The organism is Dyadobacter sp. AC419 (assembly GCF_979253085.1).
Window position 1 is genome coordinate 454582 of the sequence record NZ_CEEDCD010000019.1, and the last position, 24502, is coordinate 479083.

The following is a 24502-nucleotide window of genomic DNA, read 5'->3' on the forward strand; positions in this document are numbered from 1 at the left end:
TTTAGCAAAAGGCTTCCGCGCGTAAAATTGGCTTTTCAGACATCGAAATCGGGCTTTCCGACAATGTGATTTTTTTTGTAACTCTTGATTTACAAAATTGGCTTTCGTATTAGCCAGCTTTGTCATGATCAATGGAATAAAATTCAGTGCGCAAAAGAAATTTCACCTGCTGCAATGCAAAACGAGCAGCCTGAATGCGCGTCCGCAGCATTTGGAACATTATCGCATTTTGTTTCTGATTTCCGGTGACGGGAAATTTGTCCTGAATAGCGAAATCCATTCCTATTCTCCCAACGGAGTAATTTTTCTGGAACCGGATCAGCAGCCGATTTTTCAGGAAGACAAGGATACGGAAGTGCTCATGATCGCTTTCGACACACATTTGGCAGAAGATTTTGCCAGGAAAAAAGCGCTGAATCCCGACTTTGCAGACACTTACAAGCAAGCCGAAAATCTCTGCACAAACCTGCGCATCAGGCAAGGCGAGCCCATCCGCAACGAGCGCGACGCACAAACGATCGGCTATTTGATCAGCCAAATTTCGTTTGAACTCGCGCAGCAGCCTGCGTCTTATCTCAAACTTGTGAAAAGCAGCATTGATCTGATCGTCACCATTTTGGCTCGGAACAATTTTGAAAGCAAGAAAACCGAAGAAAATTCCGAGCAACAAATGCTGACCGATTCCATGATCGATTATCTCAAAACGGAGCTGCAACGGAACAAAACCATCCGCGTAAATGAGTTGCTCTTGCGATTCAACATTTCCGAAGAAGCCGCAAATCTGTGCATGCTGAATCAAACCGGCTTCTCGCTGCGCAATTTTATTTTTAAATACAAAACAGACCTTTTCAAAAGCCGGATGCTGAAAATGGATGTTTCTCAATTATCAGCATAATGTTGCAAAATAGCTGATTGTCAATGCTTAGCGGTAAACCGATAAAGATACGGCGCCTTGTTGGCGGCTCCGGTAAACTTCTTTTCCAGCCGTTCCAGCACATTCATATCCAGAATCTTCTTTTGAAAATTGTTGCGCGCGAGCGGTTTGTCGAATATCGTTTCATACAATTCCTGCACCTCTTTCATCGTGAATGTTTCCGGCAGCAAGTTGAATGCGATGAGCTTTTCGTCGAAACTGGCGCGCAATGCCGTCAATGCTTTTTCAACGATTTCGTTGTGATCAATGATCAGCTCAGGCAATTCTTTAACATTATACCAGTCAATGGATTCGTCAATGTCTATCTTTTGAGGAATCACCTTGTTAATGTCCACCAACGTGTAATAGCCGATTGAAACGAATCTTTTGGTAAACCATTCGTATTCTTTTCTATGCTCCTCGTCCATGATAAGCAGCTCAGGATTAAGCTTTAACAGCTTTTTCATAAACTTCAAACTGTTCCGGGCAGACTTGCCAAAAACATAAAATTGTTCGAGATAAATCTCCTTAATGCCCGTCCGCTGCTGTAAAATGCGGTGGGCAGCGTCGTCAATGTCTTCGTTCTGGTGCACAAAGCCGCCCGGAACACTCCAAAAATCACCTTTGAAGCTGAGTTTGGGCGCTAGGACTTTCAGCGCTTTGTTATGGTAACCAAAAATTACGCAGTCGATCGAGAGCTGGTCAATGTAATTCTGCTCACTGGGATTGTGCAGGAGAGGCGTGTCCAAGGATTTTTCAGGTTTAGGATTTTGGGTCATTGTTTTGCAAAACTAAGGGTGACTTCAATAAATCAAGCATTCAGGCCTAATCAGCGCATTAAATCAGAAGTAACTAGTACTATACAAATGAAATATAGAAAAATATTTATTGTCTAAATTAAAGACAATAAATGAAATAAGATTAGCTTTGCTTGACTTAATTCAAACTTATTATTCAGATGAAAGTAAAATCACTCATCATCCATGTCTTCTTTCTGACGCTGGGATTCGCTTCCAACCCGTCATTTGCGCAAGCGCAGAAGGCGAATGTGCTGGTGTTCAGTAAAACGGCTGCATTCCGGCACGCCTCCATTGAAGCAGGCAACGCAGCTTTGGCCAAAATGGGGAAAGAGCAAGGTTTTGGCGTTAGTTTTACCGAAGATGCAGCGCAATTCAACGAGCGTAATTTAAAGAAATTCAATGCGGTCATTTTCCTGAACACAACGGGCGATATCCTCAATAGCGAGCAGCAAACGGCATTTGAAAGATACATTCAGGCAGGCGGCGGATACGTTGGCATCCACGCAGCCACCGACACGGAATATGAGTGGCCCTGGTATGGTCAGCTTGCCGGCGCATATTTTCTCGATCACCCGATGACACCGAGCAATGTGCAGAAAGGCAAGTTTATTGTAACCGAAAAAAATCACTGGGCGACGCAGGGAATGCCGGATGAATTTGAGCGTTCTGATGAATTTTACAGTTTCAAAGACATTTCCCCAAAGATTAAAGTTGTCGTTAAAATTGACGAAAAAAGCTATATAGGCGGCAAAAACCCAGATTTTCACCCGATCAGCTGGTATCAGGAATTCGATGGCGGTCGCGCATTTTATACAGCGATGGGCCACACGGACGAAACATTTGCGGAGCCATTATTTCTAAATCACCTGCTGGCCGGAATCAAATATGCCGCTGGCGGAGACGCTCCGAAAGCAGTTGATTTCTCAAAAAGCCGTCCGGAAGAAAACCGTTTTGCTAAGGTGATTTTGGAAGAAAAACTGGATGAACCGATGGAATTAAGCGTGCTGAATGACGGCCGCATCCTGTTTATTGAGCGCAAAGGCGATGTGAAGCTTTATAACATTAAAGACAAAGCGCTGAAAACGATTGCAAAAATCCCTGTCAGTACGAAATACAAAAACAAGGAAGGCAAGGAATCAGTGGGGGAAGACGGACTTCTGGGACTTAACAAGGACCCGAAATTTGCGCAGAATCACTGGATTTACCTTTATTACTCCGTTCCTGAAGAGCCTAAGAATGTGCTGGCGAGATTTGAGTTGAAAGGCGATGAGCTGGATTTTAATTCTAAAAAAGTATTACTTGAAATCCCTAGCCAGCGTGAAGAATGCTGTCATACAGGCGGTTCTATTGCCTGGGATAAGGTGGGTAACCTTTATTTATCAACGGGCGACAACACCAATCCACACGGTTCCAACGGTTATAGCCCAAGCGATGAGCGCGAAGGCAGAAGTGCATGGGATGCGCAGAAATCTTCGGCCAATACAAACGATTTGCGCGGAAAGATCATCCGCATTACACCGCAACCTGACGGCACGTATACCATTCCGGAAGGCAACCTGTTTGCAAAAGGAACAGCGGGAACCAAACCTGAGATTTTCACAATGGGCCATAGAAACCCGTTCCGCATAGCCGTAGACCAGAAAACGGGCTACGTATATTGGGGAGAGGTGGGGCCGGATGCTGCCAAGCCCGATTCCATGCGTGGACCGGCTGGTCATGATGAGGTTGGACAGGCGCGCAAGGCGGGTAACTTTGGCTGGCCGCATTTTGTAGGCGATAACAAAGCATATAATAAATACGATTTCTCTGCAAGCAAGTCTATGGAATTGTGGGATGTGAATGCACCGAGCAATAATTCTCCGAATAACACAGGCTTAAAAGTGCTTCCGCCGGCTCAGAAAGCATTTATCTGGTATCCTTATGGAGTTTCAAAAGAATTTCCGCTGGTAGGAAGCGGCGGCCGTAATGCCATGGCCGGACCCGTTTTCTATTCCGATGCATTTCAAAAGGCACCGAATGCTTTTCCAAGTTATTACAATGGCAAACTGCTGACTTATGACTGGATGCGCGGATGGATCATGTCTGTGACGATGGATAAAGAAGGGAATTTCGTTGCCATGGAGCGTTTTATGCCGAGCTATAAATTCTCAAATCCGATGGATATGGAGTTTGCAGAAAATGGCGATTTGTATATGCTTGAATACGGAACGGGCTGGTTTTCAGCAAATGATGACGCGCGTTTGGTCCGCATTGAATACAATGGAGGAAATCGCAAGCCGCAGATCCAGATGACTGCAAACAAAATGGGCGGCGCTTCACCGCTGGCATTGAAACTGAGTGCGAAAGGAACGAAAGATGCAGACGACGACATCATGACTTATTCCTGGAAAATTACTTCCAAAAACGGCTTCAACAAAGTCGTTGCCACACCTGACGCCAACCTTACATTGGCAAAAGTAGGAACCTACAAAGCCACATTGACCGTGAATGACGGAAAAGGAGGCGTAAGCACGCAGTCGATGGACATTAGCGTTGGAAATGAGCCGCCTGTGCTGAGCCTTGATATGCCATCCAGCAACAAATCGTTTTACTCACCGGATAAGCCTTTCAATTACGATATTAAGGTGGCCGATAAGGAAGACGGGACGTTGGAAAAAGGCATTGACCCTGAGCGCGTTGCAGTGAACATTGACTATCTGGCGGAAGGTTATGACAAAATCGCAATTGCGCAGGGACACCGGTCAGCCGATGCCAGTGCAGCCTTTAATGCGGGTAAGAAATTGATCGAAGCCAGTGATTGCAAGGCTTGCCATGCTGTTGATAAAAAATCGATCGGACCTGCTTACCGCGAAGTTGCAGCCAAATACAAAGACGACAAGAGCGCAGTTGAGCGATTGACCAAAAAAGTAATTGCTGGCGGCAGCGGCGTCTGGGGTGAAACGGCGATGGCGGCACACCCGCAATTGTCAGCAGCCGATGCTTCTGAAATGGTGAAATACATTTTGAATGTTGTAAACGAGAAACCAAAAGAAAAATCGCTGCCATTGAAAGGAAGTTACAGCGCGAAACTGCCTTCGGGAGACAAAGGAAAAGGTGTTTTCATCGTGAGAGCTGCCTATGAAGATGGCGGAGCAAGTGGGTTGCCTTCGTTGAGGTCCGAGCAGTCGCTTGTGTTGCGGAATGCAAAAGTGGATATGCACAGCTATGATGCTTACGAGGACATTATGAAAATTTCAAATGGTGGCATGAACCTCGCCATTGCTTCCAAAACCGGCGCATATATGCTGCTTAAACAAGTGGATCTGAGTGCGGTTACCGAATTGCAGCTGCAAGCCATAGCGCCAAAACCGCAGGTGAACGCAGCCGGTGGAAAAGTAGAATTGCGGATCGACAGCCCGACAGGCAAACTGATCGGTGAATCGACCATGCTTAATGCTTCGGAAGCACTTGATTTCAAGCCGACATTGTTATCAGTGCCGATTAAAGCAGCTGCGGACGGAAAGCTTCACGACGTGTATGTGGTGTTTGTAAATCCGCAGGCAGACGGCCACTCATTGATGGTCGTTATGGGATCGGAGTTCAAGCTCGGTTCAGCAGCGCAATGACCTTTAATCAGAAAAATTAAATAAGCAGTCCAATGAAAAGATTAACGGTTCTTGCCTGGATGTTGCCTGTTTTCGCCTTTGCACAATCCCTCCTTCAGACTGGTTTTCAAAGTCCGCCAGATGCCGCCAAACCTCGTGTTTGGTGGCATTGGATGAACGGGAACATTACCAAAGAAGGCATTACCAAAGATCTTGAGTGGATGAAACGCGTCGGCATCGGCGGTTTTCAAAACTTTGATGCGAGCCTATTTACGCCTCAGGTTACGCCAAAAAAGCTGGTGTTCATGACGCCGGAATGGAAAGATGCATTCAAGCACACAACCGATCTTGCCAAAAAATTGCAGCTCGAAATGACCATCGCCGCCTCGCCGGGATGGAGCGTGACCGGCGGGCCCTGGGTGCCGGCAAGCGACGCAATGAAAAAATATGTCTGGACAGAAACGCCGGTTAAGGGCGGCCAGGCGTTTTCGGGCAAACTGCCGAAGCCTTCTGATGTAACGGGCGCATTTCAAAACATTCCCGCAGGAGGGAGCACGTTAGGCGGTCCGTCGGGCCCGCTTCCAACTTATTATGCTGATGCCGCAGTGATCGCTTATCGTTTGCCTGCAACTGAAAAGTCACTGGCTACATTGAACCCGAAGATCAGCGCAAGCGGTGGCACATTTAATCTCGGGGAACTCACGGACGGTGATTTAGCCAAGTCCAGCATGCTTCCGCCAATGGAAGTGGGACAGGAAATGTGGATCCAATATGAATTTGAAACACCTCAAACCGTTAAAGCCTTCACCATTGTAGGCGCAAGCAGCGGCGGTCCGCTAGCCGAATTTCGCGGAGCGCCGGATAATCGCATGCTCAAAGTAAGCGACGATGGCGTCACTTTTAAAGACGTTGTAATCATCAGAGGAAGCAATGTGCAGCAAAATACAATGGGCATCTTGCCGGTTACTGCCAAATATTTCCGAGTTACATTCAAGACGTTACCCCCGCAGGGCAATCCGTTTGCAGAAATGTTCGGCGCCAGCGCAGAAGCTCCGAAACCCGAAGGCGTTCCCATTGCAGAACTGGTGCTTTACAACACCGACCGCGTGGATCTGTTTGAAGAAAAAGCCGGATTTAGTCCCTGGAAAGAAAGCACGCACAGTCTGATCAGGAAAGGTGCAGATGCCATTCCGGTGCAGGATGTGATTGATTTGACAGGAAAAATGACGGCCGACGGAACATTGAACTGGACGGCTCCGGCTGGAAATTGGGTGGTTATGCGCATGGGATATTCCATCACAGGCCGCCAAAATCACCCGGCATCACCCGAAGCAACAGGTTTAGAAGTCGATAAATTGGACAAAACGGCCGTTACCAAATACATTGAAACTTACCTGGACATGTATAAGGACGCAACGGGCGGACAAATGGGCGCATCCGGCCTTACGCACGTGGTGCTCGACAGTTACGAAGCCGGTCACATGACCTGGACCAAGGCAATGCCCGAAGAATTTAAGAAACGCCGGGGATACGACATTACGCCGTGGATTCCTGTGCTGACGGGCAGAATTGTTGAAAGTGCGGAAGCGAGTGAAAAGTTTCTGTGGGATTTTCGGAAAACCATTGGCGAGCTCATTGTGGACAACCATTATGAAACCATCGGCGATGTGCTGCACGCCCACGGCTTAAAACGTTACACCGAGTCGCACGAAAACGGAAGGATTTTCCTCGCCGACGGCATGGACGTGAAACGCAAAGCCGACATTCCAATGTCTGCAATGTGGACGCCCGGAAGTCTGGCGGGTGGGGCAGATGAGGAAGTAAGGAGTGAAGCGGACATCCGCGAAGCTGCTTCCGTGGCGCACATTTATGGTCAGAACCTGGTGGCAGCCGAGTCGATGACCGCGATCAGCAATGCATTCAGCTGGACGCCTGAGAAACTAAAACGTACGGCAGATCTGGAAATGGCTTCGGGGTTGAACCGGTTTGTCGTGCATACTTCGGTGCATCAGCCGCTCGATGATAAGAAACCAGGCATTTCACTCGGGCCTTTCGGTCAGTATTTTACGCGTCAGGAAACGTGGGCTGAGCAGGCGAAAGTTTGGATGAGTTATTTGGGAAGAAGCTGTTATATGTTGCAGCAGGGCAAGCCTGTCGTTGATATTTTGTATTACTATGGTGAAAACAACAACATTACGCAGGTAAGCGCAGTCAAACTGCCCGCGATTCCGGCCGGTTATGAATTTGACTATGCCAATGCTTCTGTCATTAAGGATGCGATCAAAATTGAAGGCGGAAACATTGTCGCCAAAAGCGGTCAGCAATATCGCTTGCTCGTGCTCGATTCTACGGCCAAAACCATGACATTACCCGTTTTGAAAAAATTGGGTGAACTGGTAAAAGCAGGCATGAAAGTGGCTGGCACGAAGCCCGAATATTCGCCGAGCATGAGCGATAACGCGGCTGAATTCACAACATTGGTAAGCCAGATTTGGAGTAACTCCAATGTATCGGCGAAGCCTTTGGAAGCGGTTTTGTCTGATATGGGCGTGAAGAAAGACGTGGACATCACCAATGCAAAATCTAAAATTCTTTACGTGCACCGGCAGGCTGACAATGCGGACATTTACTGGCTCAACAACCGCAGCGATAACCAGAACGAGGCGACAATCAGTTTCCGCGTGACGGGTAAGGTGCCGCAATTATGGAACGCGGAAACAGGAAAAACAGAGCCGGTTTCTTATCAAATCAAGGACGGCCGCACAATCGTTCCATTGAAATTTGAGTCGTGGGACGCTTATTTCATTGTTTTTGCTGAAAAAACAACGGTAACCTCCTTTACCAAACCGGCCACGACTGAATCTGAAATCGGCACACCAAAAGGCGCCTGGAAAGTAACGTTTCAGGAGGGCAGGGGAGGCCCGCAGCAGACTTCGCTGAACGCATTGGCATCGCTTTCTGATCATGCCGATCCCGCAATTAAATATTTCTCTGGCACAGCTGCTTACGAAAACACCATTACGGTTCCAAGTGTCAGCAAGACAAGTGCTTATATGCTGGATCTGGGTGATGTGAAGAACATTGCAGAGGTGACTGTTAACGGAAAAAAAATGGGCACGGCCTGGAAAAAACCTTTCCGGATCGACATTTCGAGTGCTTTGAAAGCAGGAGAGAATACAATTGTGATCCACGTGACAAACACCTGGGTCAATCGCCTGATCGGTGATGCGCAGCCGGGCGTTACCAATAAGGTAACATTTACAACATTGCCATTTTACAAAGCCGATGCGGCTTTGCTGCCTTCCGGCTTGATCGGGCCAGTCCGGTTGATGGAAGCGAAATTAAAAAAGTAATCAAATCAAGTTTCAGTTTATAAATCAAAAAGCAATGAAAAAAGCAGCTATTATTCTTGTCGTTTTACTTTCAGTAGTATCATTCAAAGGTTTTTCCCAAACCGCAGCACCAACCGATTTTTATGCTGGAAAATGGGAATTAATGATCGTGGGCACACCCAATGGTGATGCGAAACTGGTAACCGACCTGGTGCGCAAAGACGGCAAGCTCACCGGCGAATTGAAAGACCCGACAGGCACCAATCCCGAAGCGTTGCCAATCACGAATGTGGTCGAAGAAGGAAATAAACTGACGCTATACTTCACAGCACAAGGAACGGATGTGAATATGGACCTTGAAAAAGTGGATGACGATCACCTGAAAGGCTCAATCATGAGCGGAATGTTTGACGCCACAGCAGTCCGCATTAAGCCATAAGCAGACGTTAATTTGTTGGATGTTATTGCATTCACCGCCGAATCATTCGATTTCGGCGGTGATTTTTTTTGAGACAATAATTGCAATGCGGTTACAAATCTGCTCTTTTGTGTTTAATACATGTCTCAACTTATCTGTTACCACATGAAAAAAGGAATACTGCTCCATTTAACCCTGCTGCTTATTACGAACGTCAGCATTGCGCAATCCAAGACTGCGCGACTCGATAGTCTTTTCAGCTTGCTGGATTCAAAAAACAAGACAATGGCCAGCATAAAAATGACGGTTGCGGGCCAGCCGTTTTTTGAAAAAAGCATTGGCTTTGCCGATATCAGTGAGTCAAAAAAGAAGCTTGCAACATCAGAAACGAGATATCACATTGGCTCCATAACGAAGACATTCACGGCGGTCATGATCATGCAGCTTGTGGATGAAAAGAAGTTGGAACTGACCACAACACTCGATAAATATTTCCCTAATGTGCCCAATGCGGCTCAGATTACGATGCGCATGATGCTTAACCATCGCAGCGGCATCCACAATTACACCAATGATGAAACATTTTTCAAGGCCATGTCCAAGCCTAGAACGGCTGAGGAAATGCGCACGCTGATCACGGGCTTAAAGTCCGATTTTCAGCCGGATCAGCAAACGGAATACAGTAATTCCAATTATGTCCTGCTCGGCTGGATTATTGAAAAAGTGACAGGAAAGCCTTATGCCGAAAACCTTGAAAAACGTATTAACACAAAACTGGGACTGAAAAACACGCGATACGGCGGCCCAACGGACGTCGCAAAAAATGATGCATATTCGTTTGACTTCACCGATAAATGGGTGAAAAGCCCTGAATCAGACCCAACTAATGTGCTCGCAGCAGGATCGATTGTCTCTACAACCGCGGACCAGATCGCTTTCATAGACGGACTTTTTGGTGGCAAGCTCGTAAGTGCTGAAAGTCTGGAAAAGATGAAAACGATCACGGACGGAATGGGGCTCGGCATTTACAGAGTTCCATTTTACGACGAAGTTGGTTATGGCCACAACGGAAGCATTGACGCTTATCAAAGCATTGTTTACCATTTTCCAAAAGATAAAGTTTCGCTCACGATTTTGTCTAATGGCACTTCCTATGCACTCAACGATATGGTGATTGCATTGCTGAGCACTTACTATGACAAGCCTTTTACACTGCCGAAATTGGATGCTCCAAAACTGACGCCCAAGGAGCTGGGCCAGTATGCGGGCACTTATTCCAGTGAACAGATTCCGCTAAAAATCACCGTTTCAGAAAGCAATGGAACGCTTAATGCGCAGGCAACCGGCCAGCCCGCATTTCCGCTGATGTACAATGGCGATCATGTTTTCAAATTTGATCAAGCGGGCATAGTGATGGAATTTCACCCTGAGCAAAACGACTTTCTGCTGAAACAGGGAGGCGTGGATTATCTCTTCAAGAAGAACTAGATCCTTTTTTCTTTTCAAATCCCTGTGCATCCGCTGTGCAGGGATTTTTTTGTTCAATTGTGGTAATATTTTTCTATAAAATGGTCTTTAATTTATAAAAGACATCAAAATACAGTCAATAGTAATCAAATCCTGAAATGTATTTGGTATTATTTTACTTTAAAATTGTATTGTGAAAATCGATTCTCGCCTTTAATCATCAAAAAACTAAATATGCCTATGGAAACTAAAAAGGACAATAAATAATGTAACGTTTATTGTATACAGTTAGGCGCGGTGTCGGCATTTTGGCCGGATGTGACGCGCTACGCCCTAACTTCTTATTTCTCACCGTTAAGATTAACTCAATTTATGAATCCACTTAGACAAAATCCCTCCCGGGGACTTTGCAAGGTTCTTTGTGCCGTAATGGTAACAGGACTGATGCATACGCCGGGAAACATCACCGCCGCGCCAGCTTCCGGCGCAACGGCCATTAACCTGAATCGACGCGTTGATAAAACCCTGACAGGTAAAGTTGTTGATGAAAAAAGCTCGCCGTTGCCGGGAGTCAGCGTCATTATCAAAGGCGGTAGCCGGGGAACAACCTACGGGCACCGACGGAAGCTTTACATTGGTCGTTGAAGACGCGGCACAAACGCTGACATTCTCCTTTATCGGTTACACTTCTCAGGACGTTGCCATTGGCAATCAGTCGGCATTTAATGTCACATTGCTGCCTAGCAGTGAGGAACTTACGGAGGTTGTGGTTGTGGGTTACGGCACGCAATCATCCGCCGCTGTAACGGGTGCGGTAAGCAACATTCAGGCGAAAGATCTGATCCGCACGCCGTCCATCGGAACATCTGATGCGCTCGTCGGACGTGTTCAGGGGATTACAGCCAGAAAAGCAGACGCCCGTCCGGGAGCAGCAACATCGATTCAAATCCGAAATCTGGGCACGCCGCTTTATGTCATTGACGGCATTCCTTCTGACGCGGGCAACTTCAATAACCTGGGTCAGAATGACATTGAAAGCATTTCAATTCTGAAAGATGCATCTGCGGCAGTGTACGGACTTCGTGCGGCGAACGGCGTTGTGCTGGTGACGACCAAGCGCGGGAAAGCAGGCGACGGACCAGCGAAAATCAACATTTCAGGTTACTATGGTTTGCAAAATTTCACCCGTTATCCCAAGCCTGCGAATGCTTACCAGCACATGCGCGGGCTGGTGGAATCGGATGTGAACCAGGGACGCACGCCTTCAATAACACCCGAGGAACTGGCCAAATGGAAAGCCGGGACTGAGAAAGGTTATCAGAGTTTTGATTATTACAAAATGGTGATGCGTCCTAATGTGCCGCAATATTCGGTTAATGCGAATGTATCCGGCGGCACCGAAAAGATCAGTTATTTCCTTTCTGTGGGGCATTTGAACCAGGATGCATTGATCAAAGATTACAACTTCAAGCGTACGAACGTGCAGGCGAATGTGGAGTCGAGCATTACTAAAAAGCTGAAAGTCGGTGCGCAGATCAGCGCGCGGATCGAGGACCGTTTTCAGGTCGGTGTGCCGGGGTTGGACGATTATTTCAATCCGTTCCTGAGCATTTTCACGATGTGGCCCACAGAGCGCCCTTACGCAAATGACAATCCGAAATACATCAATCAAACGCATAATGTGAATGTGAACCCTGCAACTTACAAAAGAGACATAACGGGTTACATCGACGAGATCACGCGCGTTGTAAAAGGCAACTTTTACGCAGAATACGACTTTGCATTCGGCCTGAAAGTCAAAGGAACGTATTCTTACCAATATCACAACTTTGACTTTGACGGATTTGAATACACTTATGACGCTTATAATTATGATGCGGCGACGGATAAATACAATGTCGTAATCGGCGGTGGAAATCAGAATCCCTGGCGCGAACGCCGCAAGCGCAACATTGTCGACCGTTTCGCGCAGCTGCAATTGAATTATAGCAAAACCTTCGGCGATCACGAGCTTTCGGCTGTTGCAGCTTACGAGCAGTCGGATAATGTGAACACTTATCTCGTTGTGCACACCGTGCCGCCGAATAATTATATTCCGTTAATGTCATTTGCGAACCAGGATCTGCTGATCGATGAGTGGAGCACGGAGGCAAGAGCGGGTTACATTGGCCGGGTTAATTACAACTATAAACAAAAATATCTGCTTGAAGCCGTAGGCCGTTACGACGGATCGTTCCTGTATGCGCCTGGAAAGCGGTTCGGGTTTTTCCCTGGTGTTTCTGCTGGTTGGCGGATTTCTGAGGAGAACTTCTTCAAAGGAAAGCTTGAAAATGTGTTCAGCAGCCTCAAAATCCGTGCTTCTTATGGCCGCACAGGAAGTGACAGAAATGCAACCGTGGCCAATGAGCCATTCATTGTTGCGCCGTTCAGTTATCTGCCGGGTTACAATTTCTTGCAGGGAAGCGCGATTTTCAATGGTCAGTACAACATTGGTGTAAGGCCGCGCGGTCTGCCGATCACCACACTTTCTTGGATCACCAACATTTCTACAAACGTCGGCATTGACTTTGGTTTGCTGGGCGGCAAGCTGAATGGTCAGGTGGACGTTTTTCAGAGAAAGAGAGACGGATTGCCAGCGGCGCGCTATGACGTGCTTCTGCCTTCCGAAGTGGGTTATACATTGCCAAACGAAAACCTGAACAGCGATACACATCGCGGGATCGAAGGCGTTTTGACTTACAAAAGCTCCGTAGGACAGTTTGACTACACAGTAAGCGCCAATGCAACATTATCCCGCCGCCGCGACCTTGATTTTTACAAACCGCGTTTTGGTAATTCGTACAATGAATATCGCGACTCGTTCGTGGACCGCTGGGGAAATATCAACTGGGGTTATCAGGTCGAAGGCCAGTTTCAGTCTCAGGAACAGATTGAAAGTCACCCGATTGACAATGACGGACAGGGTAACCGCACACATTTGCCAGGTGATTTTATTTACAAAGACATTAACGGAGACGGCATAATCAACAACCTCGATGAGCGCCCGATCGGTTATGCAGAAGGAGCGAACCCTTACCTGAGTTTTGCATTAAACGGAAGCGTTTCCTACAAAGGTTTCTCGCTGTTTGTGGATTTCGCAGGTGCATCATTGCAAAGTTTTCAGCGCGCTTTTGAATTAAAAATTCCTTATCAGAACAACGGAACTTCACCGCACTTTATGCTGGAAGACCGCTGGCACCGAGAAGATCCTTTTGACCCGACGAGCAAATGGATTCCGGGGACTTACCGAGCGATCCGGAAGGACAATTCTAGCCACGTTAACTTCCGTAAAAGCGATTTCTGGATCACCAATGTACGCTATATCCGTCTGAGAAACATTGAGCTGGGTTATAGTTTTGATCCGAAAGTTTTCAAAAAACTGGGAAGCAGCGGACTGCGTGTTTACGTTAATGCGAGCAATCTGTTCTCGATTGACAATGTGAAAAAATACGAGATCGACCCGGAAATTTCATCGGGTAATGCACTTGTTTATCCGCAGCAACGCTTGTTCAATGCGGGTTTTAGTATCAATTTTTAATTCAATTCGACTATGCAACGATTTTCAAGATATATCCTCGTCCTCGTTATCCTGATCATGTCGGGATGCGCGGAAGAGTGGCTGGACAGAAAGCCACAAAATATCATTCTGGAAGAACAGATCTGGAACGACCCGAAGCTGATCACCGGCTTGCTGGCCAATTATTACGACCGCCTGCCTTATCACACCGACCTGAATCACGGTTCAACGACCGATAATGCGATCCCTAATAAGGAAGGCTGGCAGGATTTTGCCGCCTACGACGAAGCGATGTGGTCCAACAATGACGATGCGCGCAACAACATTGTAACTTATGGTTTTGAGCGCTGGAGACTCTGGGATTTTGTGTTGGTAAGGGACATTAACCTCGCCCTTGAAAACATTGAAAAGTTCGGAACATCGCTTTCTGCGGAACAAAAAGTGCTGTTTTCAGCGGAACTGCGTTTCCTACGCGCACAGGTTTATTTTGATCTTGTAAAAAGAATGGGCGGCGTGCCGCTGGTTACCAAGCAGTTGATCTACGACTACAATGGTGACCCGTCTTATTTGCAGCAGCCCCGCGCCAAAGAAGCGGAAGTCTACGATTTCATCGCTTCCGAGCTCGACGCGATCAAAGACCAGCTTGGAAATGCTGGCAGCGACACGCGTGCGAACAAATACACTGCTCTTGCGCTGAAAAGCCGTGCCATGTTGTACGCCGGTTCCATTGCGAAATATAATAACCTCATGGCCTCACCGATTTCAACGCCGGGCGGAGAAGTGGGGATTCCAGCCGCTCGTGCCAATGATTATTATACCAAATCGCTGGCTGCATCCGAGGAGATTATCAAAAGCGGTGTTTATCAGCTTTATAAAACAAACCCGAATTTGGGCGAGAACTTTTATGACGCAATCACCAAGAAATCGGCGAATCCGGAAATCATCTTAGCGCAGGATTTTTTGGTTAGTAAAGACAAAAGGCATGGTTTCACGTATGACAACATTGCCCGGAATGTACGCGAAGACAATCTTTCGTCCTCGTCCATCACGCCATCGCTGAACCTGGTTGAGGATTTTGAATATCTGGACGGCACTTCGGGCGAGCTGAAAACGCGCAATGCAGGCAACACGGATTACATTTATTACAACAATGTGCAGGACGTTTTTGCCAATAAAGATGCGCGTTTGTACGGAACGGTGATCTATCCGGGAACATCATTCCGTGGAACGCCTGTTCAGATCCAGGCTGGCGTAAAGCTGTGGAATGCAACCACAAACAGTTTCCAAAACATTGAATCCAACACTTTGGGAGCAAAATATGATGATGGCGGTTTGCTAACCGGCTCGTCGGGGCCGCAGCGTTCCCAAACCGAAGTCACTAACTCCGGCTTTTATCTGAGGAAATATGTGGATCAAACGGCGATGTCGAGCACGCGCGGAATCCGCAGCGATATGTGGTGGGTGCGTTATCGGCTGGGTGAAATTTACCTGAATGCCAGTGAAGCAGCGTTGGAATTGGGCAAAACGGCGGACGCAGTAAAATACGTGAACCTGGTTCGGGAACGCGCTGGTTTTGGTGCTAACAGTCTCAAAACGCTGACAATCGAGCGCCTGCAAAACGAGCGTCGCGTAGAACTGGCTTTTGAAGATCACCGCGTTTGGGATTTGAAAAGATGGAGAAAAGCGCATGAGATCTGGAATGGCAATGCGTCGAATCCGGATGCCGTCATTTATGCATTATATCCTTACCGCGTGGTTCGTCCGGGACATCCGACGCACAATAAATACGTGTTTGACAAGCTGGTTGCGCCTCGTTTCCGTGCACCGCGCTTTTTCCAGATGGGCAATTATTACTCGTCTATCGAGCAGCTGGTGATCGATAACAATCCAAAAATCGTCCGGAACCCTTTCCATTGATATGCTTATGAAAACGAAAAATACATTCGCCAAACCGTTCCTGATCGGAATGCTGGCAGTTGCAGGATTCATTTCGGCCTGCGAAAAAGACAATCGTCCGGAGCCTAAGTCGGTCTTGAAAGGACGTGTGGTTTACGAAGGTCAGCCTGTGGGCGTGCGCTCAAATGGCGTTCAGCTCGAAATATGGCAGCGCGGTTATCAGTTATTTACCAAAATTCCTGTTTTTGTAAATCAGGACGGCACATTCTCGGCCACATTATTTGACGGAAATTACAAGCTCGTCCGCCTGCGCGGAAACGGCCCTTGGGCGGATAATACAGACACAATTGACGTGGAATTACGCGGATCAAAAGAGCTCGACGTGCCTGTGCAGCCTTATTTTGTCTTTCAAAACGACACTTATTCAAAAGGCGAAGGCAAAGTTTCGGCAACATTCAGCCTCAAACAACTGGATGCAACGCGTAACCTGGAACGGGTGAATCTGTATGTGGGAACGACAACAATCGTCGACCCGAATAACAATGCGGGCAACGCCCAGGAAGTGGCGGCGAATATCAAGGACTTTACCAAACCCATTACATTAACCGCGACGCTTCCGGCAGCTCTGGCCGGGCGTGAATATGTATTTGTGCGGGTCGGGGTGAAAACGGCGGGCGTAGGAGAAATGCTGTTTGGCCAGCCGCAGAAAATCATGCTGAAATAAGCTTGTTCGGGACAGTTAATAGTTAAAATGGCGTGAGATTGCTCACGCCATTTTTTTTGTTTTGCCAAAAGCATTTTCAATCCCAGGTGCTGTCCTTAATGTCTTGTCTCAGAATGTCATTGATCGAAACCCTGGCATCCCGCAATGTGTAAATGCTTGTCCCGAATTCTCTTGCGTAACGGTTTTCAATTTTGCCTGTCAGCTTCACTTCGCGGAAAAGCGGCTGCTCTTTTTTTCGTTCAGGATCGTCGTCGTCCGCACTTTGAACGAGAATTAAATTCTGAATTTCCTCATCCAGCGGAAACCAGTTGATATAATCCGCATTAACCGTCACGGCGTGGATGTTTTTGAATTTGGAATAATAGTTGATCGCGCCAGCCTGACCGTAATTATCGCATAAAACCAGCGTGTGTTTTTTGTCAGCGATTTTGCCATATTCGACATCCACTTTCTCCGCAAGTTCCTTCCAGCCAAGCATATCCGCAAAATCCTGGGGCAATTCGTGATCCTTCCCGTCTTCCCAGCGCAGCAGGCCCAGCGCTTTGTAGCGTTCAGCATTTTGCGCAATCTCGGCCGGACTATCCACCGGAAATCCCACCCTGAACATGGGAATAAACAACGCAAGATTAACCAAAATAGCCACTGGACGCAGCCAAATGAGTTTTCTGGTAAAAAGCAATTCAAGATACACCGCCCCGAAAGCGATGAATATCGGATACAGGCCAATCGCGTAATAACCCTTCGCACGCATGTAAGTAAAGAGCGATAATGTGATCACAAGCGCCCAGAAAAAAACCTGGTATTTTTTGAAAGGAGGATATCTGAAAAATGCGACAAACGCTGCTAGCAATACGAAAATAGATCCGATGAAATAGATGAGTTGCTCCTTCAAAAAGTCGAGGCGGTTCACATTCACTAGTTGCGATTTTGCAAGGAGTTTCATGTGATAAACAACCGGAAAATTGTTTTGATACTGCCAGAAAAGGTTTGGCAAAATGATCAGAACCGCAAGCAGTCCGGCAAAATACAAGTGCTTATTGGCAAATATCCGCGGACGCGTAACCAACAATGCCAGAACCAGCCCGGCAACCAGGAAAACAACGTTGTATTTATTCAAAAACCCGAATCCGAAAACGACCGCAGCCACATAAAGCCAACGGTTTTTTTCTGTTTTGATAAATTGTAAAATCGCATAGTATAATGCAGTCCACGCAAGAATATCGACGGAATTGGGCTGGTAAAGCATATTCAGCCTTAAAAGCGCAGAGAATAGAATGGCCGATGCGCCCAGGACCTGAGCATAAAGCTGACCACCCAACGCACCGATCGCTTTCCAGACAATGACAAGCGTAAGCACGCCCGCGAGCGCCGGGAAAAATTTCACCCAAAACTCTGAGCCTCCCAAAAGCAGGATAATGTAGGAAGTCCACGATGTAAAAGGCGGAACCGAAAGATAGCCCCATGCCAGATGTTTGCCTTGATCCAAATGCAGATATTCATCGCGCTGCAAATCGTATTCGGGCGCGATAATGACATAATGCAGCACGAATTTGACCGCAATAAAGAGGCACAAGACCAGCGTGGACAGAGATCTATTTTTCATGCTCGTAAGGTAATCACAAAACATATTTCCGCTCAGCCGGCTCTCCGCTTAATTAAATGACTGGCGAAATTCGAGTGGCGAAAGGTTGGTTTTTGTTTTAAAAAGCTTGCTGAATGACTGCGGATGCTCAAAACCGAGCGCATAGGCGATCTCGCTAACAGATAAATCGGTCACAGACAGCTTTTCTTTCGCTTTTTGGATCAGCTTGTCGTGGATATGCTGCTGCGTGGTTTGTCCGGTCAAAACTTTGAGCATTCCGCTGAGGTAATTAGGCGACAGGTTCAGCTTCTGCGCCACGTAATGCACGCTCGGCAAACCGCTTTTGAGCATATCATCGCTGTTCAGATAATCATTGATGACCGTTTCAAGCCGTTCCAGAATCTGATGATTTATAATTTTTCGGGTCAGAAACTGGCGCTGATAAAAGCGTTCCGAATATTTAAGGAGCACTTCCAGTTGTGCAATGATCAAATCCTGGCTGAACTGATCAATGTTGGAATGATATTCCTGCTGAATGCCTTCCATGATCCCGCCAATGATCGTCTCCTCTTTTTCAGATAAAAACAGCGCTTCATTCACCGAGTAATCAAAATATTCGTAATGTTTGATGGTTTTGGCCAAAGGCGTATTCCATAGGAAATCGGGATGGACAAGCAGGATCCATCCCGACTGCTCTAACGGAGTATCACGGTCCACTTCAAGTTTGAGAATCTGGCCAGGCGCCATGAAAAACATGATGCCTTCGTCAAAGTCAAATGCCTGCTGACCATATTTGATCTTGACATTGAAGTTCTTTTTCAGCGAAATGGAGTAAAAATCATTCACCAATGCCAGCTCGTCTGCCGGCAAATGATCGATCATACGCAGATTGATCACACTGATCAGCGGATGTTCCGGCTTTGGTAATCCTCGGAACTGGTGAAATTCGCTGATGGTTTTGAACCGATGAAGTTGTGCCTGGGCCATGATACAATGTAATGATTAATGTTGAAAAGCAGCGGCAAATTCCTTTGCAAATTCTTCCAGTTTAACGGCGCCCATAACAGGCTTGTTTCGGTAATAATCCGCTGAAAGCACGCCACTGCGCAGGCCGGCATACATCTCCACAAGTCCCGCGGCGATGGTCGGGTTCATGCCTATTCCTACAAGACTATTTAGCACGGCTTCGTCGGGAACAACGATCCATTTCAAATCCGGCTTTCCAATAGCAGCGCCCAAAACAGCCGCGGTGTCATTTCCGCTTCGATCGTCGCTCGCAACATAACGCACTTTCCTGCCAGCGTCCGGAGCGATAAGTTCTTCGGCAACAACCGCAGCAATGTCATTTGGTGAAACCCACGGAATGCTGTCCTCGCCTCCATAGTTCGCAATAATGGCATTTTGCTGCTTGATTGAAGTCACATATCCGTAAAGGTTGTAGAAAAATGATGTCGGCCGAATGTGCTTAATGCTGACTTCCTCCGGCAACTCATTTAATGTAGCTTCTACGCCATGTGCACCCACCAGAATTCCGGATCCTTCTCCAGCTTTCAAATGTGCACCGATCGTGCTGAGATTAACCACACGTTTTATACCCGTTTCGGTAATTGCATTCGCATAATTGTGGCCAATGCTGCGGTAATGTTCAAAAATGTCAAAATCCAGATCAAAATAATTTCCTGGCGGCACCATTGTAAAAGCAGCGTCAGCGCCTTGGAATGCGGAAGTCAAAAACGCCGCGTCGTACAGCGAGCCGATGGCAGCCGTTGCGCCTAATGTTTCAATTTCCGCCTGCTTTTCAGGATTGCTGCTGATCACAGTCACATGGTGTCCTTTTTCTATCAATTCAGTTGCTAATGGCTTGCCGATATGTCCGAGCGAGCCCGTTAAAACGATTTTCATTTTTTTGTCTTTTAGTTTATGCAAAGTTCAGCAACAGCACAAAAGCAGACTTAGCCAAATCTATGGTTGTTGTAGCCGAAAGACGGTTGATTGTAAGGAAATCGGAGATTTTGGAAAGATATTTGTAAAAGCAGCAATTCACGACAATTATTAAATAGCATGTCCGAGACACAACTAACCGGCCTGCAGAAGCGGGCCTCCAAATACATTGACAAAGCGATCCATTATCAGCTGCGGCCAGGAGAAATGATCGAAGGCTATTTCGTCGGTTTCGATGACGCCAACATCGATCGCGCAGTGATCCAATTATCCAATGCTGCCGATCGCACCACACTTCCGCTGATGACGGTCGTCAATTACTTCGAAGGGGTGGAAGATGAGGAGTGAAAACATCTTGTAACGAACTTGGCACGCGTTTGAACCGGCTTAAAACGCCTGAAAATGCATTTTTGCAAAAATATAAACTTCAAAAATGCCATGAAAACAATTGTTCAGATGCTCTGCATTCTTTTGGCCATTCCCTGTTTTGGACAAAAGAAAAAGGAAACCACCGCTGTGAAAAAAGCAGATTACCAGATCTCCTTAACGCCGGAGAGGTGGGAATTTAAGGAAGGGAAAGTCGCATTCACCGATTATAAGGGCGTCAAAGCCATGAAAATTTCGCCCAATTCCGGGCAGGTGATTTTGAAGGATCTGGTTTTCAAGGATGGAACAATCGAGTACGACATCGAGCCGGTGCTGCCGGAGTTTGCGCTGTCGATTTACTTTCACAGGAAAGACGAGAAGGAGCAGGAGATTGTGTATTTGCGTGCCGGGAAAATGGACAACAAGCTGGCAAACGAAGGCATTCAATACACGCCGTATTTCGACGGGGTCAATATGTGGGACATGTATCCGGAATATCAGGCTCCGGCCATGACCAAGCCCGGCGATTGGAATCATGTGAAGCTGGTGATGGCGGGCGCGCGGATGCAGGTTTTTCTTAACAATGCAGCCCGGCCAGTTCTGGATATTCCCAAGTTGGAAGGGAATGAAGCGCAAGGCAGCATTGCTTTTGAAGGCTCGTCCTACATTGCCAATGTGCAGGTAAAACCCAACGAAACAGAAGGATTAAGCCCTCAACCATTGCCCGATTTGACTGATAATGATGGCACTTATCTAAGAAGCTGGGCCTTAACGCTTCCGCAAGATTTGCCCGATGGAAGCGAATTGTCCGTTCGCAAGTTGCCGCAAGTTTCAGAATTCACAGACACCATTTCAGCAGAACGCCGTGGAATGATCGATCTCACACGTAAATATGGCGCGAGCAAAACGCGCAGGGTGGTTTGGCTAAAAACACAGATCACTGCAAAAGAGGCTGTGAAAACAAAACTGCATCTTGGGGTCAGTGATGAAATTTGGGTGTTTCTGAATAATCAGATGGTTTTTGTCGATAAGAATCTTTTTGCACAACGGATGCGCAAATATCCGGAAGGACGCATTTCCATCAATAATACAGCAACCGAGCTGAGCCTGAAACCCGGTGAAAACGAGCTGCTCATCGGTGTAGCGAACGATTTTTACGGCTGGGGCATCATGGCACGGCTCGAATCAACAGACGGCATTACTGAAACAGGGAAAGTCGCTGGTATTCTTGCCGCTGCAAAGGAAATCGGTAGTCTGGATTTGAATCAATATGAGGGCATTTATAGCAGTTCAGAATTCAGTTACAAACTGAATTTCACCCGGAAAGACAAGCAACTGTTCGTTCAGGTTACAGGCCAGGAGCCCGCACAGCTGCAAACGCTCGGAAAGGACCGGTTCGCGTACGTCAGCGCCAATGTAACGTTTGATTTCATGCCGGATACCAAAAAATTGATGCTGAGGCAGGGAAATGAAAGCAAGGAGTTCCAGAAAGAATAATTTGATAAAATAAGTTTTTGCATCGAGGCAATTATTCTCCGGCGGTTTACAATTTTCCTGCGGTTCTTTACAGAATTTTGAAGACTCTATATTTGAAAAGATCAAAATGATGGCAAACAAAAAAAGACACACTATGGAAAAATCGCTGATCACACAGCTGAGTAAAACCTTCGAAGAAGCCGCGTACGAGCAAGACGGAGTTGAATATTGGCTAGCCCGCGAACTGCAAGTTCTGCTGGGTTACAATGAATGGCGAAACTTTACAAATGCCATCGAAAAAGCCAAGGAAAGTTGCAAAAACACCTCTGAGAGCGTCTCTGATCATTTTGTTGACGTCAACAAAATGATCAGAGTGGGAAAAGGCGGTTACCGTGAACTTGACGATGTCATGCTAACCCGATATGCCTGTTATCTCATTGCACAGAACGGCGACCCTAAAAAGGAGCCGATCGCTTTTGCTCAAAGTTACTTCGCCATTCAAACGCGAAAGCAAGAGTTGCTGGAAGAACGTATCCGGTTGATGGAACGCCTGCAAGCCAGGGAAAAGCTCGCAGTAACCGAGCAAGGGGAACCGAACATTGCTGAGGAGCATGTGCAAAATAATGGTGATATCAGAACATTACTGGAAAAGAGCGGCATCAAGCCAGAAAATCTGCCAGCTGAGGAAGACATTAAAAAGCTGGAACGGCGGGTAAAGTCGACTGACAAAGCATTGGAAAAAAAGAAACTGAAATTCAAGCCGGAAAACGGGTGAAACATGAAAAAACCCTGTTTCCTGCCTCTCAGATCATTTTGTTGACGTCAACAAAATGATCCTGACGTCTTTTGCAACATTTGGATTTCCTTCTCAATAAACTGTTTTTCAAAAGCGTTGATCTGGCAGGTCAGCGCTTTTTGGTATGAGCTTAATGCATGGGCGTAATCCTTTCTGTCGTGAAAAATTTTGGCCCAAAAACAATGCATTAAATAGTAGTTCTGAAAAAACGGATTTGATTTCAGTTGATCCAGGATTTGAACAGCAGCCACTTCGTTGCCTCCAAAATAAAACGCCGCTGCCTGACTGATCTTAATGAATGGCGATGGATTGCATTTAATCAGCTTTTCATAAACCAAGTTAATCCGGCCCCAATCAGTTTGTTCGAATGTTTTAGCAGCAGCGTGCAGATATGCGATTGTGGCTTCCAGCTGGTAAACGCCCGCATCGCCGGATTCCCTTTGAGCGCTGAGCAGATAATGGTTAGCAACCTCAATCATTTCACGGTTCCAGGTGCTCCGGTCTTGTTTAGAAAGGTCAGTGAGTTCGTTGACCTCATTCAGCCGGGATTGTGCCTTTGCTAGGTTGTAGAGCATTAATGCATACAAAGCCTTGACCTCGCCATTAGCATTACTATCCATTTTCAGCATTTCCTGCACAAGGCTCAGCGCGTCCTCACAGAGCGTTTCATCCGCCATTTTCCCCTCGTCAGAAAGTTGGTATCCTTCCGTAAACATGACATACAAGATTTTCAGCGTCATTCTGACTTTTTGTTCGTCAGGCCGACGTTCTGAATCTGATAAAGTCAGGGCATTCGATTTGTTTTGATTGCGCCAGCGGTAAAGGATTTTGGAAATAGCATCTTCATTCGAAGCCAGCAATGCGGCAATGCGTTTCACTTGCAGACCGCACACATAGCGCAACGCGATCACCAATTGCACCTTTGGCGGAAATTCGGGTTGGATACAAGCAAATAGCACATGAAGCAGATTACGATCATTAACCTGATAATTTTCTGAAACAGCATAATCACCTTCCAGCATTTGCTGACGAAGCTCCTTTTTTAAGTAATTATAAGCTGTATTTCGGATCGTTTTGTATAACCACGCTTCCGGGTGTTCAGGAGTGTTTAATGGCCACTTTTCTGCCGCAATTACAAATGCTTCCTGCACAATATCTTCCGCCACAGCAATGTCCCCAATGCCGGTATGATACATCAAAACCGCAACCATTTTACCAAAATGATTGCGGTGCAAGCGTGAAAGCAATGTTGAAAGATCCTGATCCAAGGTTATTGCTCAACTTCCATAATCTGACGGACTTCAATGCTGATCTTACCTTGAATAATCTGCGGACATTGTTCGGCGATGGCCGCTGCCTGTTCCAGATTTTCTGCCTGGATCATCATATAACCGCTGATTCCTTCCCTCGCATCCATAACCAAACCGTCTGTCGCAACCTGTTTGCCAACGAGCTTCGATTCATTTTCGAGCGGTTCTCCGGCGATGAAGCTGTCGAACTTGATAAGCTCTTCGACCCAGCTGTTCATTTCGGCAATGTCTTCCTGCAATTCTTCTTCCGACATTTGTGAAAGCCGGTTAATGTCCTCACGGATAAGTAATAAGAATTTTTTCATCATGATCTTTTATCCTATAATACAGGAAGCGGCACA

General features: G+C 46.8%; 18 protein-coding genes. 12 read left to right on the forward strand and 6 right to left on the reverse strand.

Translation table 11 applies throughout. The features are described 5' to 3' along the window. Positions 1–97: 97 nt before the first annotated feature. Positions 98–895, forward strand: coding sequence for a hypothetical protein (locus tag AC0IYG_RS15485; protein WP_471711967.1), 798 nt, complete (start codon positions 98–100; stop codon positions 893–895). Between the two features lie 20 nt (positions 896–915). Here AC0IYG_RS15485 and AC0IYG_RS15490 read toward each other — a convergent pair whose 3' ends face one another. Next, the gene (locus AC0IYG_RS15490; protein WP_471712317.1) at positions 916–1647 is read right to left on the reverse strand and encodes an NUDIX hydrolase; all 732 of its coding nucleotides are present in this window, start codon (positions 1645–1647) and stop codon (positions 916–918) included. Positions 1648–1871: 224 nt separating this feature from the next. On the opposite strand from AC0IYG_RS15490, the gene AC0IYG_RS15495 reads away from it, so the two are divergent. The 8 genes from AC0IYG_RS15495 to AC0IYG_RS15530 all read left to right on the forward strand — a co-directional run bounded on the left by AC0IYG_RS15495 (position 1872) and on the right by AC0IYG_RS15530 (position 16690). Then, positions 1872–5318 carry a ThuA domain-containing protein gene (locus tag AC0IYG_RS15495; protein WP_471711968.1) on the forward strand — a complete coding sequence of 1149 codons (3447 nt, stop codon included), beginning with the start codon at positions 1872–1874 and terminating at the stop codon, positions 5316–5318. 32 nt (positions 5319–5350) lie between these two features. After that, positions 5351–8650: a glycosyl hydrolase gene (locus AC0IYG_RS15500; protein ID WP_471711969.1), complete on the forward strand. Its 3300-nt coding sequence runs from the start codon at positions 5351–5353 to the stop codon at positions 8648–8650. Positions 8651–8684: 34 nt separating this feature from the next. Then, entirely contained in the window at positions 8685–9068 is a 384-nt protein-coding gene (locus AC0IYG_RS15505; RefSeq protein WP_471711970.1) for a hypothetical protein, read from the forward strand. Between the two features lie 144 nt (positions 9069–9212). Continuing rightward, a complete protein-coding gene (locus tag AC0IYG_RS15510) occupies positions 9213–10535 on the forward strand; it encodes a serine hydrolase domain-containing protein (RefSeq protein ID WP_471711971.1) in 1323 nt (440 codons plus the stop codon). 351 nt (positions 10536–10886) lie between these two features. Continuing rightward, a complete protein-coding gene (locus AC0IYG_RS15515; protein WP_471711972.1) occupies positions 10887–11159 on the forward strand; it encodes a hypothetical protein in 273 nt (90 codons plus the stop codon). After that, the gene (locus AC0IYG_RS15520) at positions 11149–14091 is read left to right on the forward strand and encodes a SusC/RagA family TonB-linked outer membrane protein (protein ID WP_471711973.1); all 2943 of its coding nucleotides are present in this window, start codon (positions 11149–11151) and stop codon (positions 14089–14091) included. Before AC0IYG_RS15515 ends, AC0IYG_RS15520 begins: the two co-directional genes overlap by 11 nt. Before the next feature lie 12 nt (positions 14092–14103). Continuing rightward, positions 14104–15987 (forward strand): RagB/SusD family nutrient uptake outer membrane protein, encoded by a 1884-nt coding sequence (locus AC0IYG_RS15525; RefSeq protein ID WP_471711974.1) that lies wholly within the window; start codon positions 14104–14106, stop codon positions 15985–15987. A gap of 7 nt (positions 15988–15994) precedes the next feature. After that, entirely contained in the window at positions 15995–16690 is a 696-nt protein-coding gene (locus tag AC0IYG_RS15530) for a DUF3823 domain-containing protein (RefSeq protein WP_471711975.1), read from the forward strand. A 76-nt stretch (positions 16691–16766) separates the two neighbouring features. Here AC0IYG_RS15530 and AC0IYG_RS15535 read toward each other — a convergent pair whose 3' ends face one another. The 3 genes from AC0IYG_RS15535 to AC0IYG_RS15545 are packed head-to-tail and all read right to left on the reverse strand — an operon-like array spanning position 16767 to position 20174. Then, positions 16767–18293, reverse strand: a complete 1527-nt coding sequence (locus AC0IYG_RS15535) for an ArnT family glycosyltransferase (RefSeq protein ID WP_471711976.1) — start codon at positions 18291–18293, stop codon at positions 16767–16769. A 48-nt stretch (positions 18294–18341) separates the two neighbouring features. Continuing rightward, a complete protein-coding gene (locus AC0IYG_RS15540; protein WP_471711977.1) occupies positions 18342–19259 on the reverse strand; it encodes a helix-turn-helix domain-containing protein in 918 nt (305 codons plus the stop codon). Positions 19260–19274: 15 nt separating this feature from the next. Next, complete coding sequence (locus AC0IYG_RS15545) at positions 19275–20174, reverse strand: NmrA family NAD(P)-binding protein (protein WP_471711978.1); 900 nt, start codon at positions 20172–20174, stop codon at positions 19275–19277. 159 nt (positions 20175–20333) lie between these two features. On the opposite strand from AC0IYG_RS15545, the gene AC0IYG_RS15550 reads away from it, so the two are divergent. The 3 genes from AC0IYG_RS15550 to AC0IYG_RS15560 all read left to right on the forward strand — a co-directional run bounded on the left by AC0IYG_RS15550 (position 20334) and on the right by AC0IYG_RS15560 (position 22830). Continuing rightward, positions 20334–20561, forward strand: coding sequence for a hypothetical protein (locus AC0IYG_RS15550; protein WP_471711979.1), 228 nt, complete (start codon positions 20334–20336; stop codon positions 20559–20561). 90 nt (positions 20562–20651) lie between these two features. After that, positions 20652–22076 carry a LamG domain-containing protein gene (locus AC0IYG_RS15555; protein WP_471711980.1) on the forward strand — a complete coding sequence of 475 codons (1425 nt, stop codon included), beginning with the start codon at positions 20652–20654 and terminating at the stop codon, positions 22074–22076. 133 nt (positions 22077–22209) lie between these two features. Continuing rightward, on the forward strand, positions 22210–22830 hold the full coding sequence (locus tag AC0IYG_RS15560) for a BRO family protein (RefSeq protein ID WP_471711981.1): 621 nt from the start codon (positions 22210–22212) through the stop codon (positions 22828–22830). Positions 22831–22877: 47 nt separating this feature from the next. Here AC0IYG_RS15560 and AC0IYG_RS15565 read toward each other — a convergent pair whose 3' ends face one another. Both AC0IYG_RS15565 and AC0IYG_RS15570 read right to left on the reverse strand, forming a co-directional pair. Beyond that, positions 22878–24119, reverse strand: a complete 1242-nt coding sequence (locus AC0IYG_RS15565; protein ID WP_471711982.1) for an RNA polymerase sigma factor — start codon at positions 24117–24119, stop codon at positions 22878–22880. Positions 24120–24121: 2 nt separating this feature from the next. Continuing rightward, positions 24122–24469, reverse strand: coding sequence for a YciI family protein (locus AC0IYG_RS15570; protein ID WP_471711983.1), 348 nt, complete (start codon positions 24467–24469; stop codon positions 24122–24124). Positions 24470–24502: the final 33 nt, after the last annotated feature.

What these genes read in the sequence shown, in the direction of transcription:
- AC0IYG_RS15530 (WP_471711975.1), top strand. Translation starts at nt 15,995, where the DNA reads ATGAAAACGAAAAATACATTCGCCAAACCGTTCCTGATCGGAATGCTG.
- AC0IYG_RS15510 (WP_471711971.1), top strand. Translation starts at nt 9,213, where the DNA reads ATGAAAAAAGGAATACTGCTCCATTTAACCCTGCTGCTTATTACGAAC.
- AC0IYG_RS15515 (WP_471711972.1), top strand. Translation starts at nt 10,887, where the DNA reads ATGAATCCACTTAGACAAAATCCCTCCCGGGGACTTTGCAAGGTTCTT.
- AC0IYG_RS15505 (WP_471711970.1), top strand. Translation starts at nt 8,685, where the DNA reads ATGAAAAAAGCAGCTATTATTCTTGTCGTTTTACTTTCAGTAGTATCA.
- AC0IYG_RS15535 (WP_471711976.1), bottom strand. Translation starts at nt 18,293, where the DNA reads ATGAAAAATAGATCTCTGTCCACGCTGGTCTTGTGCCTCTTTATTGCG.
- AC0IYG_RS15550 (WP_471711979.1), top strand. Translation starts at nt 20,334, where the DNA reads ATGTCCGAGACACAACTAACCGGCCTGCAGAAGCGGGCCTCCAAATAC.
- AC0IYG_RS15555 (WP_471711980.1), top strand. Translation starts at nt 20,652, where the DNA reads ATGAAAACAATTGTTCAGATGCTCTGCATTCTTTTGGCCATTCCCTGT.
- AC0IYG_RS15525 (WP_471711974.1), top strand. Translation starts at nt 14,104, where the DNA reads ATGCAACGATTTTCAAGATATATCCTCGTCCTCGTTATCCTGATCATG.
- AC0IYG_RS15560 (WP_471711981.1), top strand. Translation starts at nt 22,210, where the DNA reads ATGGAAAAATCGCTGATCACACAGCTGAGTAAAACCTTCGAAGAAGCC.
- AC0IYG_RS15570 (WP_471711983.1), bottom strand. Translation starts at nt 24,469, where the DNA reads ATGATGAAAAAATTCTTATTACTTATCCGTGAGGACATTAACCGGCTT.
- AC0IYG_RS15500 (WP_471711969.1), top strand. Translation starts at nt 5,351, where the DNA reads ATGAAAAGATTAACGGTTCTTGCCTGGATGTTGCCTGTTTTCGCCTTT.
- AC0IYG_RS15545 (WP_471711978.1), bottom strand. Translation starts at nt 20,174, where the DNA reads ATGAAAATCGTTTTAACGGGCTCGCTCGGACATATCGGCAAGCCATTA.
- AC0IYG_RS15495 (WP_471711968.1), top strand. Translation starts at nt 1,872, where the DNA reads ATGAAAGTAAAATCACTCATCATCCATGTCTTCTTTCTGACGCTGGGA.
- AC0IYG_RS15540 (WP_471711977.1), bottom strand. Translation starts at nt 19,259, where the DNA reads ATGGCCCAGGCACAACTTCATCGGTTCAAAACCATCAGCGAATTTCAC.